Source organism: Pseudomonas sp. LBUM1656 (assembly GCF_059716065.1).
The window spans coordinates 5,524,080-5,538,975 of sequence record NZ_CP166800.1; the positions used below are offsets into that span (position 1 = coordinate 5,524,080).

8 protein-coding genes and 1 pseudogene are annotated in these 14,896 nt (G+C 59.8%); 6 read left to right on the forward strand and 3 right to left on the reverse strand.

What is annotated here, in order from left to right; translation table 11 throughout:
• The first annotated feature begins 71 nt into the window (after window positions 1–71).
• On the forward strand, window positions 72–1,901 hold the full coding sequence (locus ACA072_RS25015) for a hypothetical protein (protein ID WP_497621241.1): 1,830 nt from the start codon (window positions 72–74) through the stop codon (window positions 1,899–1,901).
• A gap of 6 nt (window positions 1,902–1,907) precedes the next feature.
• Here ACA072_RS25015 and ACA072_RS25020 read toward each other — a convergent pair.
• Window positions 1,908–2,247 (reverse strand): annotated as a pseudogene (locus ACA072_RS25020) (PA4575 family protein).
• Window positions 2,248–2,541: 294 nt separating this feature from the next.
• Window positions 2,542–4,980, reverse strand: coding sequence for a Lon protease family protein (locus tag ACA072_RS25025; RefSeq protein ID WP_497331012.1), 2,439 nt, complete (start codon window positions 4,978–4,980; stop codon window positions 2,542–2,544).
• 276 nt (window positions 4,981–5,256) lie between these two features.
• Between ACA072_RS25025 and ACA072_RS25030 the strand changes: the two genes are divergently transcribed.
• From ACA072_RS25030 to ACA072_RS25045, 4 genes are all read left to right on the forward strand, one after another.
• Window positions 5,257–5,745: a DUF3015 domain-containing protein gene (locus tag ACA072_RS25030; RefSeq protein ID WP_010467516.1), complete on the forward strand. Its 489-nt coding sequence runs from the start codon at window positions 5,257–5,259 to the stop codon at window positions 5,743–5,745.
• A gap of 96 nt (window positions 5,746–5,841) precedes the next feature.
• A complete protein-coding gene (locus tag ACA072_RS25035) occupies window positions 5,842–7,695 on the forward strand; it encodes an Lnb N-terminal periplasmic domain-containing protein (protein WP_497621244.1) in 1,854 nt (617 codons plus the stop codon).
• Between the two features lie 212 nt (window positions 7,696–7,907).
• Complete coding sequence (locus ACA072_RS25040; RefSeq protein ID WP_497621246.1) at window positions 7,908–8,264, forward strand: hypothetical protein; 357 nt, start codon at window positions 7,908–7,910, stop codon at window positions 8,262–8,264.
• Between the two features lie 70 nt (window positions 8,265–8,334).
• The gene (locus tag ACA072_RS25045) at window positions 8,335–8,829 is read left to right on the forward strand and encodes a GreA/GreB family elongation factor (RefSeq protein WP_497621248.1); all 495 of its coding nucleotides are present in this window, start codon (window positions 8,335–8,337) and stop codon (window positions 8,827–8,829) included.
• 166 nt (window positions 8,830–8,995) lie between these two features.
• Here ACA072_RS25045 and ettA read toward each other — a convergent pair whose 3' ends face one another.
• Window positions 8,996–10,660 carry an energy-dependent translational throttle protein EttA gene (gene ettA / locus ACA072_RS25050; RefSeq protein WP_497621249.1) on the reverse strand — a complete coding sequence of 555 codons (1,665 nt, stop codon included), beginning with the start codon at window positions 10,658–10,660 and terminating at the stop codon, window positions 8,996–8,998.
• A gap of 284 nt (window positions 10,661–10,944) precedes the next feature.
• Between ettA and ACA072_RS25055 the strand changes: the two genes are divergently transcribed.
• Window positions 10,945–14,793, forward strand: coding sequence for a bifunctional diguanylate cyclase/phosphodiesterase (locus ACA072_RS25055; protein ID WP_497621250.1), 3,849 nt, complete (start codon window positions 10,945–10,947; stop codon window positions 14,791–14,793).
• Window positions 14,794–14,896: the final 103 nt, after the last annotated feature.

Sequence of the window (14,896 nt, forward strand, 5' to 3'; positions counted from 1 at the left end):
TGTGTCACAAAGTTTTTCTGCTAGTGTCCAGACTATTGACAGCTCAGCGACATCGGACAGGAAGACTGGAAATGGATCTGCGATTGCCAATAACGAGTGCCGGCATTTGCCTGGCGCTGCTGCTGAGCGGCTGCTCGCCCAGCGATGAGAAGCGCCAGACCAGCCTCGAGGAAAAGACCGCGCAGTTCGAGAAGTCTCTGGATGCGATTGAGGACCCGAAGCTCAAGGATGCCGTTGCCGAACTTGGCGGTTCGCTGTTGCTGCTCGAGCGTGCGCAACTCAAGCTCGACAGCAAACCCGTGGAAACCGAATACGGCGAAGACGCCCTTGCCGTGCTCAAGCACTACCCCACGCCACAGGCGCTGGTCGATACCTACATCGACGGTCTGTTTGTGCTGCACAAGGATTCCAGCTCCGACTACCTGACCGATCTGCAACCGGTGTTCCCCTTCAATTTCAACATTCCGGCCGCGTTTCTCTTTCCCCATGGCCTGGAATGGCAATCGGTGACCCTGAGCAACAAGCGCGTCATCGCGTTCCAGCCGGAATGGTCGGAAACCGATCCCGGCATTCAGCTAAGTCCCTCGAGTTCCAACGTGACTAACCCGGATGATCTGACGGTGACCTATCCGTTCATCGACGGCCTGGACGTCGACAACAAGCACCAGCCCCAACCGGTAAGCCTGCAAGGCAAGGTCGAGGTCGTCGCCCCGCGCAAGCTCTACACCTTCGACTTGACCAAGAAAGACGTTGGCCAGACCCGCACCAACGACAACCTCAGCGTCACCTTGCTGAAACTGGGCAACAACTACGCCGAAATCGAATTCAACAACAGCGCGCCCCTGGCCCCGGAGGTCAGCGAAACACCGTTGAACCCGCTGATCGTTCAGGCGAGGGACACCACCGGGCAATTCCTTTCGCGCTCGGGTTCGATCAATGAAACCGCCGCGCAAATTGCCTTCTATCAAAAACAACTGGCGAAAATTCAGCAGCAGAAGGCCTGGAGCGAGACGTTCGCAAAACAGATCAATGAAGAACAGAGCGCCTTCGAGGCACAGCAGAAGAATCATTACAGCAAAGTGTATTTCAACGGACCGGTCGAAACCGTTGAGGTCAGCGTGCTGGACTTCTCGGCCGCCACAGTAACGCGCAAGGATCTGAACCTGCCGGTGCGTCGCTTCGATTCGCACACCACGGAAAAAACCATCCAGCCACTGACCTTGCCAGTGGTGGTGTATGACGATCAGGCCCAGAACTGGCTCAAGGGCGCGACATTGAGCGAGGAACAACTGAAGAAACGCATCATCGTCAGTCAATCGGTGGAGGACCCCAGCGCCGCGCGCATAGAGTTCAACCACCCCAAAAGCTTCAATGATGAGCTGCTCGGTACATCGTTCAACCCTGGCAATAGCCCGGTCACTTTCTTCACAGAAAATGGCAGCGGCAAACGCGATGAGCCGATCGAACTGCCACCAGAGGCCTATGAGATCGACCCGCTGCGTGGCGCCATCACCTACGACCTGAACCTGTTTCCAGAAACGCCGGCCTACGCAGTGGGCTCCATGCCGATGTTCCTCGCGACGGTGTCCAAACAGTCGCTCGACGCCCATTCGCTACCGAAAGGACTGGAACTCAAAGGCAATGCGTTGGTGGTTGATTTGAAGCTGTTTCCTGCCCAGGACTGGCGATTTTTCGCCAAGGACGACTCTGGAAACTATCTGAAGGAAATTCTTTCCGTCACTCACGACGCGAGCGCAGAAGGCCCGGCGTTATTTGCCGTGCATTACTTCTATGGCCAGCCAACGCGCCTGGAAAGTTATCAGCGAACCGACCTCACCACGATCCAGTATGGTTTCGAGGTCAAACTGGCCAAGGCGGATCTGACTCAACTGGATCAATAGGCGGAGTCAGTGCCCGGGCTGAAAATCAGCCGCCGAGGTTGCGGCAACGACCGCCGTTGATTTCCCGCAGCTGGGCTTGCAGGTGCAGGCACCAGATCTGTGGGTCATCGGCCAGCTCGTAGCCATGCAGCGTCAGGCTTTCAACAATCGTATCGAGGATGGATTCAGCCACAAAGGGGCCATGGAACGGACCCTGCGCCTTGATGGCGGAAGGTTGTTCGCCGGCCATTCCGGCGGCAAAAAGCAAGGTCCACATGCCCGTATCCCCCGCCAACGGGCGGATGGCACATTCGATACGGGTCACAAGGCCCAGGCATTGACGGGTGAGGCAGAGGTTGCGCGACATGGCGGCGACCCTCGGTAGATCCGGTATTCAGCCCCCAAGAGAAGGCTGTCTCGATCCAGTGATTACTGTCGATATCCTTGAGCTGAGAATAGAAGAAAAGTCTGACTAGCACGTCAGGTAGAACCAGAAGGCGCCGAATGGTCATTGTGTGAATATTGACGCCAGAGTGATGGCACTGATCGTTCCCCACGCTCTGCGTGGGAATGCAGCCCGGGAAGCTCCGCGTCCCTGAAAGCGTGACGCAGAGCGTCACCGGAGGCATTCCCACGCAGAGCGTGGGAACGATCATCACCGTCAGGCCGGTTTGGCTTCGACCAGCGCTTCCAGCGCCGCTTCTTTCTCGGCTTCCTTGAGGTCTTCTTCGCTGATCATTTCCGCGATCACGCGCAGGCGCTCCACCACCCGTGCGTTAACGCTGCCTTCAGGGAACTGGCCATCGGCATCCGGCGCACCGGCCGGCTCACCGACCAACAGGCTCAACGCCTCGTCAGCCTGGCGCACGGCGTAGACATGGAACTGCCCCGCCCGCACCGCCGACAAGACTTTCTCGTCAAGCATCAACGTAGCCACGTTGGCCTGCGGAATGATCGCCCCCTGCTCACCGGTCAGCCCGCGGGCTTCGCAGAGCCGGAAGAAACCTTCGATTTTCTCGTTGACCCCGCCCACCGCCTGCACTTCACCAAACTGGTTGATCGAGCCGGTGATCGCAAAGCACTGCTTGAGCGGCGTTTTCGACAGCGCCGAGATCAGCGTACACGCCTCGCCCAACGACGCACTGTCGCCATCGACGTAACCGTAGGATTGCTCCAGCGCGATGCTCGCGGAAATCGCCAGCGGGAATTCCTGAGCGTAACGACTGCCCAGATACCCGGTGAGGATCATCACGCCCTTGGAGTGAATCGGCTGCCCGAGGTTGACCTCGCGCTCGATGTCGACGATGCCGCTGCCGCCCGGGTAGACCGTGGCGGAAATCCGCGCCGGCACACCAAACGCCGAGTCGCCGACTTCGAGCACGGTCAGCCCGTTGCACTTGCCGACGGCGGCACCGTCCGTGTCGATCAGGATGATCCCGGCCAGCATGTCATCGAGAATCCGCGCCGAGACACGCCCGGTGCGGGTGGCCTTGGCCTTGAGCGCCCGTTCGATATGCCCGGCATCGGTCATCTCGTCACCCGCCAGGTGACGGATGAAGTCCGCCTCGCTGACCAGCTGGAACAGATCGCCGATGCGCGCCGACAACCGCCCCTGATGTTCGGCCAGGCGCGCGCTGTACGTTGCCAGACGCGCCACGGCATCAGCGGTCAGCGGCGCCATGCCTTCTTCCGAGGTGCGGGTTTTGAGCAACTGGGCGAACTGCTCCAGGCTCTCGTCGACCATCGGGATGTCTTCGTCGAAGTCCACCAGGACGCGGAACATCTCCTGGAAGTCCGGATCGAGGTCTTGCAGCGTGTAATACAGCTGACGCGCACCGATGATGACGACTTTGACCTGCAACGGAATGTGTTGCGGCGTCAGGGTCACCGTGGCCAGACGGCCCAGTTCACCCAGCGGCGACTCCATTTTCAGCTTGCGCGATTGCAAGGCGCGCTTGAGCGCATCCCACACGAACGGCTCGCTGAGCATTTTTTCCGCTTCAAGGATCAGGAAACCGCCGTTGGCGCGGTGCAGCGCACCGGGGCGCAGCTGCCGATACGTGGTGTAGAGCGCACCCTGATCAGTGCTGTATTCAATGCGGCCAAACAGGTTTTCGTAAGTAGGGTGCGGCTCGAAGACCACTGGCGCACCGCCGCTGGCCGAATGACCGACCACCAGGCTTGGGGCGTATTGCTCTTCCAGCAGCTTGCGGGCGATGGCGTCGGTCTTGCTGTCGTCCACCAGTTGCTCGACCACAGTCTTGAGCAGATAGACCTGCATGGCTTGCAGGTAACCGCACACGGCCGCGTTCTCGGCGTATTTCTCCGACAACGGCGACAGCAACGGCTGCAAGGCCAGGGTGATGGTTTCTTCGTTGAGGTGGCGCAGTTGATTGCTCGACTCGCGCTTCCATTGCGGCAGGCTGGCGAGTTCTTCGTTCAGTCGCTCTTCCAGACCGGAAATATCGTCGTGGAAACGCTCGCGATCGGCTTCCGGCAATTGAGCGAATTCCGCTTCGTCCAGGGCTTTGCCCTCGGCCATCGGCGTGAACGCGATGTTGCTGGCGTCGCGGTACAGGGCGACTTCCTTCTCCAGCGCCAGGCGCTCGATCACGTCCAGCGCCTTGTCGTAGCGCTGGTTGAAGGCGCGGTCGATGGCGCTTTTCTTCTGCTGGTAGGACGGGTGTTCGAACACCGCAGGAAAGGTCGCCAACAGGTTGTCGATCAACCCGTTGATGTCACCGATGAAGGCGCCGGCGGTGCCTGATGGCAACTCCAGCGCGCGCGGCTCGCGAGGCTCATCGAAATTGTTGACGTAGACCCAGTCCGCCGGGGTCTGCAGGCGCTTGCCTTCGGCTTTGAGGTAGCGTTTGACGAACGAAAACCGGCCGGTGCCGGGCTCACCCATGACAAATACGTTGTAACCGGGGCGCGGCATGGCCACGCCGAACTGCAAGGCTTCGACAGCACGTTCCTGGCCAAGCACACCGCGGAAGGGCTCCAGATCATTGGTGGTAGAGAAGCTGAACTGTTCAGCGGAAAACGGACGGGTCAGCGCTTCAGGCGCTAGACGCAAGCTGGCAGCAACAGGATCAGGCATCGGGCTTCCTTACATCAGGCGGGGCAGATAGCGGCATTCTGGCGCTGCCCATACCTCACTTGCAAGGCGCGCCTCCAGCCAAAGCATAGACAAACCGTCATCTCCAGGCCGGCCGGGCGCAAATCAACGATTTCAACGAATGTTTTGCAAAAAATCACGGAACCACGGGAACGTGCCTAAACTCCAAACTGCGCGGCTGGATTAATAACTGGCCCACTGGCGCCGGATTGGGCCAGACCCCTTGTCCATTGGTATGCACATAAAGAGAACATAGCTATGAAACGGATTCTTCTCGGTACTCTCTTCACCGCTGTATCCATCAACGCCATGGCGCAAGCGCCAGGCGGCCCGGATTGCGGTTGGGGCAACATGCTGTTCGAAGGTCAGCGTGGCACCCCGGCTCACTTCCTGGCATCCACCACCAACGGCACTTCCGGTAACGCAACGTTCGGTATGACTTCTGGTACCAACGGTTGCTCGACTAATGCGTCGCTGACTTATGGCGGCAAATCCTGGTTTGCCATGAATGGCATGATGAACGAGCTGTCCGAAGACATGGCCAAAGGTAACGGCGAAGCGCTGACTACCTACGCTGTGGTACTGGGCGTGGCGCCGGAAGACCGTGCGCACTTCGCCGCTGTGACTCACCAGCACTTCCAGCAGATCTTCAGCAAGGCTGACGTGACCGCTGACGACGTGCATACCAACACCCTGGCCGTTTTGAAGAACGATCCACGTCTGGCCAAGTACGCGACTCAAGCTTAAGCTCGACCCTGCCCGCTCCTTTTCGGGGGAGCGGGTTTTGTTTTTTGGACCTTGCCCCGCTTTGGGTCTTTATTCTCGAATTCTAAGTTGCCCACTATGCTCAAACGCCTTGCCTGGCTGGCGCTCTGTGTCTGCGCCCCGCTGTCCGCCGCGCCACATATCGACAATCAACGTTTGCAGCAACTGGCCAACGACCCCTTCTGGATTTCCCTGGGCCACTACGAAACCGCCAAGCTGGGCGGCTGGCGCAGCTATGTCAGCGACAAGAAGTTCTTTCTCGCACCGGACGGCAACGAACACCCCGACCGCGAACTGGCAGCCACCGTGCAGGCGATTTACGCTCCGGCCAGTTCAGGCGAAAAGCATGCGCAATGCGTCTATCCGGCCCGCACCCGCTGGTTGAAGGCGCAGCTCAACCTGATCGATCTGCCGACCCTCGATTGCAGCGAATTCAAACAATGGTTCAAGGATGTCTCACCCCACAGCGCGGTGATGATTTTCCCGGCGGCCTATCTGAACAGCCCGTCGTCGATGTTCGGCCATACTTTGTTGCGTATCGACCAGGCTGACGTTCAGAGCGATCACACCGCATTGCTCAGTTACGCGATCAACTTCGGCGCGTACATCGAAGGCTCGGACAACAGCATTCTCTACGCCTGGAAAGGCTTGATGGGCGGCTATCCGGGACTATTTGCACTGGTGCCGTATCAGGAAAAACTCTCGGAATACCGCAGCCTCGAGAACCGGGACCTGTGGGAATACCGGCTGAACCTGACCCAGGCAGAAACCGAGCGCATGGTCGAGCACGTCTGGGAACTGAAGCAGATCCAGTTCGACTATTTCTTCTTTGACGAAAACTGCTCGTACCGCCTGCTCGAGCTGCTGCAAGTGGCACGACCGAGCCTGCGCCTGACCGAACAGTTCCCGCTAACCGCGATTCCCACCGACACCGTCAAAGCGGTGAAGGAAGCCGGGCTGGTGGAATCCATTCAGTATCGTCCGTCTCGTGAACGGGAACTGCTGAGCCGCGCCGAGCCATTGACTGACGAAGAGCAGGAGTGGGTGCTGAAAGTCAGCGCCGACCAGAAGCAATTGCAGACGCCTGCGTTCAAAGCCCAACCCCGCGCGAGTCAGGCATTGATCATCGACGCGGCCTATCGACTTGAGCGTTACCGCGCCAACGGGCAGGAGCGCGATCCAGAGCGGGCGCAGCGCAGTTTCGAACTGCTGCGGGCGATCAATCAGAACCCGGCGCCGGAGCTGGACATCCCACGACCCGGATTGCCCGAGGACGGTCACGAATCCCGCACCTGGCAGGCCGGTATCGGCACCCGCGGCGACAAGGCCTTCGGCGAATATGGCCTGCGCATGGCCTATCACGACCTCAACGATAACGCCGAGAGCTTTCCGCTGGGCGCGCAGATCGAAATCCTGCAGATGAAACTGCGCCAGTACGAAGGCAATGAGTGGCAGTTGCAGCAACTGGACCTGGCGACCATTCGTTCCCTGACGCCGCGCAATGAGCTGTTGCAGCCATTGTCGTGGCAAGTCACGGGCGGCCTGGAACGGGTGCCGGGCAAGCATGACGATGAAACGTTGGTGAGCCACGTCAATGGCGGTGGCGGCGGCACCTGGCAACTGGGCGAAGACATGCTCGGTTTTGCACTGGGCACCGTGCGCGTCGAACACAACAACGACTTTGCGGGCTTTATCGCGCCAGCCGCAGGTTTCAATAGCGGTGTGCTGTGGAAAAACCCGCTGGGCAACTTCAGCCTGGAAGCCAAGGGCGATTTCTTCACCAATGGCGAAGTGCGCCGCAGCGTGAGCCTGAACCAGCAGTGGGAAGTGTCGCGCAACCTGGGACTGCGCCTGAGCGCCCAGCGCGAATTCAGCCACCTCGCCTCGCCCGAGAACGAAGTGATGCTTGAGGTGAAGTGGTATCACTACTGATCGGCCACACCACCATCCCTGTGGGAGCGAGCTTGCTCGCGATAGCGGTGTAACAGTCGCAGATGAGGTCGACTGATCCACCGCAATCGCGAGCAAGCTCGCACACAGGGGATTTATATTGGCCAACGGATTAATCACAGGCCTTTCACATCCCCCTCACGATTCCACTCCTAGACTTCACCTATGGCCGTCCAACGGCCCGGGAGTCCAGGATGTGGCGTTACGCAGGTGTGTTGGGTTTGTTGATGTTGATCGCGGGTTGCCAGACCACCCACGAAGATTTGATCGCCAAGGGTTATCCACCGGCGTTCGCCGATGGTTTCGATGACGGTTGCAGCAGCGGCCGGCAAGCGGCCGGGGCAATTACCGGGGAATTTCGCAAGAACGTCCCGCGTTACCTCAAGGACAAACAGTACGCCGAAGGCTGGAGCGATGGTTTTCGCCAGTGCCAGGCCATGCGCGAAAATGAAGATCGGGAAGACTATCGCAGCCATCATTGGGACGACCGGGACAAAGCCTGGCAGCAACAGAAGGACCAGGACGCCGCCCGTGCCTATCGCTCGCAATGAGTCGCTGACAGACATCCGTCGAAACTAAAAGCCTGCAACCATGGCCCAAACCCTATAACGGGAGAAAACCATGAGTCGCGCCTTCGTCAATGAAGATAACGCCGCCGCGCAAGCCGATCAGCCAGTCGAACGGCAGGTCAGCGCGCAGCCCAATTACGTAACGCCCGCCGGTCTTGCGCAGCTTCAGGCTAAAGTCGTCGAGGTGCAAAACCTGATCAATGAACAGAATGCACAGGGTGAACTGGCGGACAAACAGCGCCAGGCCGACCTTGAGCGCGACTGGCGGTATTTCAATCAACGCCTGCAAAGCGCTCAGCTGGTTGTACCGGCCTCTTCGACCGATAAGGTGCAGATCGGCGCGTGGGTGACCTTTGCCGATGAGCATGGCAACGAACAACGCGTGCAGTTGGTGGGCGAGGATCAAGCGGAGGCTGCGAGCGGGCTGATCAACTGGGGCTCGCCGCTGGGGCGGGCATTGCTGGGCGCGCAGGTCGGGGATGAAGTGGTGTGGAAGCGGCCGGTGGGGGATTTGGTGATTGAGGTTCTGCATATAGAGATTGGGTGATCTTTAGGCCGCCATCGCTAGCAGGCTAGCTCCCACACTGGATTTGTGTCGATCACATAACCCCTGTGGGAGCTAGCCTGCTAGCGATGACGCGCTGCGATGTAACTGAAGCCCATAAAAAAACGGAGCCCCGAAGGCTCCGTTTTTTCATGTAACCAACCCGATATCAGGCCAGTTTTTTGTGCCGTACACGGTGCGGCTGGGAAGCCGCTTCGCCCAGGCGTTTCTTGCGATCGGCTTCGTACTCGGTGTAGTTACCTTCGAAGAACACCGCTTGCGAGTCGTCTTCGTACGCCAGGATATGAGTCGCGACGCGGTCAAGGAACCACCGATCGTGAGAGATCACAATGGCGGCGCCCGGGAAGTCCAGCAGGGCTTCTTCCAGGGAACGCAGGGTTTCAACGTCGAGGTCGTTGGACGGTTCGTCGAGCAGCAGGACGTTGCCGCCCTCTTTCAGGGTCAGTGCCAGGTGCAAGCGACCGCGCTCACCACCGGACAGGTCCTTGACGAACTTCTGCTGATCGCCACCCTTGAAGTTGAAGCGACCGACGTAGGTACGCGACGGAATCTCGTAGCTGCCGATGCGGATCTGATCGGAACCGTCGGAGATTTGCTGGAACACAGTCTTGCTGCCGTCCAGGTCTTCGCGGCTCTGGTCAACGCAGGCCAGTTGCACGGTCTCGCCGACTTCGATGCTGCCCGAATCCGGTTGTTCCTTGCCCATCAGCATGCGGAACAGGGTCGATTTACCGGCACCGTTACCGCCGATCACACCAACGATGGCGCCTTTGGGCATGGAGAACGACAGGTTGTCGATCAACACGCGATCGCCATAGCCTTTGGAAACGTTCTTGAACTCGATGACCTTGTCACCCAGGCGCGGACCGGCCGGGATGTAGATCTCGTTGGTTTCGCTGCGCTTCTGGAATTCCTGCGATTGCATTTCTTCGAAGCGTTGCAGACGCGCCTTGGATTTGGACTGGCGGGCCTTGGCGCCTTTGCGCACCCACTCCAGTTCTTCCTTCATGGCTTTTTCGTGAGCCGACTGCGACTTGGATTCAGCCGCCAGACGATCGGACTTGGCTTCAAGCCAACCCGAATAGTTGCCCTCGTACGGGATACCGGCGCCGCGGTCGAGTTCCAGAATCCAGCCCGCAACGTTGTCCAGGAAGTACCGGTCGTGCGTGATCGCGACCACGGTGCCCGGGAAATCGTGCAGGAAGTGCTCCAGCCAGGCGACGGAATCAGCGTCCAGGTGGTTGGTGGGTTCGTCGAGCAGCAGCATGTCGGGGGCGGACAGCAGCAGGCGGCACAGGGCTACGCGACGCTTCTCACCACCGGAGAGGAATTCGACCTTGGCATCCCAGGCCGGCAGACGCAGCGCATCGGCAGCGACTTCCAGCTGACGATCCAGGTTGTGGCCATCGCTGGCTTGCAGGATGGCTTCGAGCTTGGCCTGTTCGGCGGCCAGTTTGTCGAAGTCGGCATCTTCATCAGCGTAAGCGGCGTAGACCTCGTCCAGGCGCGCCTGGGCGTTCTTGATCACGCTGACCGCTTCCTCGACCACTTCACGTACGGTCTTGCTCGGGTCGAGGATTGGCTCTTGCGGCAGGTAACCGATGTTCAGCTCCGGCATCGGACGGGCTTCGCCCTCGAACTCGGTGTCGACGCCCGCCATGATTTTCAGCAGCGTGGACTTACCCGAACCGTTGAGGCCGAGCACGCCGATCTTGGCGCCGGGGAAGAACGACAGAGAAATGTTTTTCAGGATTTCCCGCTTCGGCGGAACAACTTTGCCCAGCCGATGCATGGTGAATACGTATTGAGCCATGGAGAACCTTGGGTCAGTGACAGATGAATGATTGGAGCGCAGGCGAAGCCCGGCCAGACTGTGCGCGTCGTCCGCTTGATATAGGCCCTGCGTGCGCGCTGAAAAAGTCTGATTCTAGGAGCTGGAACGCCCCCACGTAACCGGTAAAGCTACCTTAATGACAGATGGCAGTCCAGCCGTGAGGGGCTGGCACTTAGCCACAACTCAAGGCATGCTAGCCGCCCTTCGGGCGTCCGGCTTATAGTGCACGTCGCGCCAGTCCAGCCAAACCGCAGGATTACAGTTTGTCTAATGTCACTCCGCCTTCGTCCGTGAGCGCACCCAATCTTGCGACTGGCTCGCCCCTGCGCGGATCCTTGAAGGGTGCGTTGGCGACGCTCGTGCTGTTACTGCTCGCACTGCTGTTCTGGCAGCTGCTGGATCAGCTTCGCGAAACCCAGAAACACCAGCGGCAATACACCATCGACTACACCGCCGACCTGGCCGCACAAGTCAGCCTGAACATGGCGCTCAACGCCCAGATCGCGCTGAACCTGCTACCGATCGTCGAACAACCGCAAAGTGCCGACGAACAGCAGGCGTTACTGCGCAAGTTGCAACAGTCGCTGCCTGAACTGCGCAGCCTGGCGTTGCTCAGTCCTTCCGGCAAAGTCCTCAGCGACAGCGCCGCCGATAGCCAGGACGCCGATTACCTGAGCGATCTGGTCCGGCGCAGCCGCGCCCAGGCCCATTATTTCAGTAATGCCGACGACGGTTCAGTGGTGCACCTGCTGCTGCATCAGGCCAGCGGCAGCAGCCGCGGCTACTGGGCCCTGCGCCTGACACCGACTTTTTTCTCGTCACTGACCAAACAAAACGAAGCCGGCATCCGCCCGTTGTGGCTGGTGGAAAACCGGGTCAATCACCAGATCATCAGCCGCGATGAAGCGTCGCCTTCGGTCAAATCAAGCGTGATGTCCCCGGACGATATGGCCAACAGCGTACTGACCGTGCCCCTGAGCAGCAGCGACTGGCAAATGCGCGGGCTGTTCGATCGCCAGCAAGTGCTTGAACAACTGCTGCCAGCGTTCATTGGCAAATGCCTGTTGGGCCTGGCCTTCTCCCTGCTGCCATTCATCGCATTGCTGAACATTCGCCGCCGTCAACACCAGCTGCACGAAGGCCGCCGGCGCTATCACGATATTTTCGAAGGCACTGGCGTTGCCCTTTGCGTACTGGACGTCTCCGGGCTCAAGAGCTTCTTCGACAAGGCCCACGTGCACAACGGCGAACAACTCAAGGCCTGGCTCGACATACCGGAGCAACGCCAGCAACTGCTCCAGGAACTGCGCATTACCGAGGTCAACCAGGTCGCCCTGCAACTGCTCAACGTCAATTCCTGCGCCCAGGCCTGGAAACTGTTGATTGACGGCTGCCCGCTGGACGGCACCGCCATCGGCCATCAAGTGCTCGAAACGGTGCTCAACCAGCAAAGACAGCTCGAGCTGGAAATCAAGCTCCAGGACGCCAATGGCCGCGACCAGCACCTGTGGCTGGTGCTGCGCCTGCCAGAAGATCACGCCGACTATAAAGCGGTGATCCTGAGCATCACCGACATCACCAGCCGCAAACTCATCGAGCTGTCGCTGCTGGAACGTGAAGGGTTCTGGTCCGATGTGGTGCGCACCGTACCGGATCACTTGTACGTGCAGGACGTGATCAGCCAGCGGATGATTTTCAGCAACCACCACCTGGGCCAGACCCTCGGTTACAACCGCACCGAGCTGCACCAGATGGGCGAGTACTTCTGGGAAATCCTCCTGCACCCCGAGGATGCCGATTACTACCATCGCTCGCGCCAGACCCAGCGCCACGCGGGTTACACCCAGTTGCTGCAATGCCAGCTGCGCTTCCGTCACCGCGACGGCAAGTGGCGGCGTTTCGACATTCGCGAACAGGCACTGGCGCGGGACAAACACGATCAAGTCACGCGGATCATCGGCGTGGCCAAGGACATCACCGATCAGATCGAAGCCAGTGAATCCCTGCGTGACAGCGAACAGCGTTACCGGATGCTCGCCGAAAGCATCAGCGACGTGATTTTCTCCACCGACAGCAAAATGAAGCTCAACTACGTCAGCCCGTCGGTGCATGCCGTACTGGGCTACGACGCCGAGTGGATCTTCCAGAACGGCTGGCAGTCGACCATCGCCAACCCGCAACAACTGACCGGCATTTACAGCCTGATGGACCGGGTCAGCAAAGCGCTGGATAAACCCGAGCAACTGGCGCTGCTGCGCAGTCAGGTGCAGACCCAACTGTTCCTGTTCGATTGCCTGCGGGCCGATGGGCGCAAGATCCCGATCGAACTGCGGCTGGTGCTGGTCTGGGACGAACACGGCGCCTTCGAAGGCGTGCTGGGCGTCGGTCGCGACATCAGCCAGCAACGCCGGGCCGAGAAAGACCTGCGCATGGCGGCCACGGTATTCGAGCATTCAACGTCGGCGATCCTGATCACCGACCCGGCCGGCTACATCGTCCAGGCCAACGAAGCCTTCAGTCGCGTCAGCGGTTATGCCGTGGAGCAAGTGCTGGACCAGTTGCCAAACATGCTGACCGTCGACGAGCAGCAGGAAGCCCACCTGCGTTATGTGCTCAAGCAACTGCATCAAAACAGCACCTGGGAAGGCGAAGTCTGGCTCAAGCGGCGCAACGGCGAGCATTACCCGGCCTGGGTCGGCATCACGGCCGTGCTCGATGACGAAGGTGATCTGGCCAGTTACGTGTGCTTCTTCAGCGACATCAGCGAGCGCAAGGCCAGCGAGCAGCGAATTCACCGCCTCGCCTACTACGACGCCCTGACCCACCTGCCCAACCGCACGCTGTTCCAGGACCGTCTGCACACCGCGTTGCAATCTGCCGAGCGGCAGAAGTCCTGGGTGGTGTTGATGTTCCTCGACCTCGACCGTTTCAAGCCGATCAACGACTCCCTCGGCCACGCCGCCGGCGACCGCATGCTCAAGGAAATGGCCACGCGCCTGCTCGGTTGCGTCGATGACGACGACACCGTGGCGCGCATGGGCGGCGATGAGTTCACCTTGCTCCTGCAACCGCGGGTCAACCGTGAAATCGCCTTGAACCGGGCGATTCATGTGGCCGAGCAGATCCTCGCCAGCCTGGTGAAACCGTTCGTGCTGGAAGGCCGCGAGTTCTTTGTCACCGCCAGTATCGGCATCGCCCTGAGTCCGCAGGATGGCAACGAGCTCAGTCAGCTGATGAAAAACGCCGACACCGCGATGTATCACGCCAAGGAGCGCGGCAAGAACAACTTCCAGTTCTATCAGGCGGACATGAACGCCAGCGCCCTGGAGCGCCTGGAACTGGAAAGCGACTTGCGCCATGCCCTGGAGCAGAACGAATTCGTTCTGTACTACCAGCCGCAGTTCAGTGGCGACGGCAAACGCCTGACCGGCGCCGAAGCGCTGCTGCGCTGGCGTCATCCACGTCGCGGCCTGGTGCCGCCGGGGGATTTCATTCCGGTGCTCGAAGAGCTCGGGCTGGTGGTGGATGTCGGCGACTGGGTGATCAGCGAAGCCTGCCGTCAGCTCAAGACCTGGCACCAGGCCAAGGTGCGGGTGCCGAAGGTGTCGGTGAACATCTCGGCCCGGCAGTTCTCCGACGGCCAGCTGGGCACGCGGATCGCCACGATCCTGCGCGAAACCGGCCTGCCGCCGGCGTGCCTTGAGCTGGAGCTGACCGAAAGTATCCTGATGCGTGAAGTCAGTGAAGCGATGCAGATCCTCGCCGGGCTGAAAAACCTCGGCCTGAGCATTGCGGTCGATGACTTTGGCACCGGTTATTCATCGCTCAACTACCTCAAGCAATTCCCGATCGACGTGCTGAAGATCGACCGCACCTTTGTTGATGGTCTGCCGTCGGGCGAACAGGATGCGCAGATTGCCCGGGCGATCATCGCCATGGCCCATAGCCTGAACCTGGCGGTGATCGCCGAAGGTGTGGAAACCCATGAGCAGCTCGATTTCCTGCGTGAGCATGGTTGCGATGAGGTTCAGGGGTATCTGTTCGGGCGGCCGATGCCGGCGAGCCGGTTTGAAGCGCAGTTCAGCAATGATGCGTTGTTCATGTTCGACTGAAATTTTGTGGAGAGGCCATCGCCAGCAGGCTGGCTCCCACAAGAATTTATGCCGGTCAGGGAATTTGCAGCTATCGCGATTACTGTGGGAGCCAGCCTGCTGG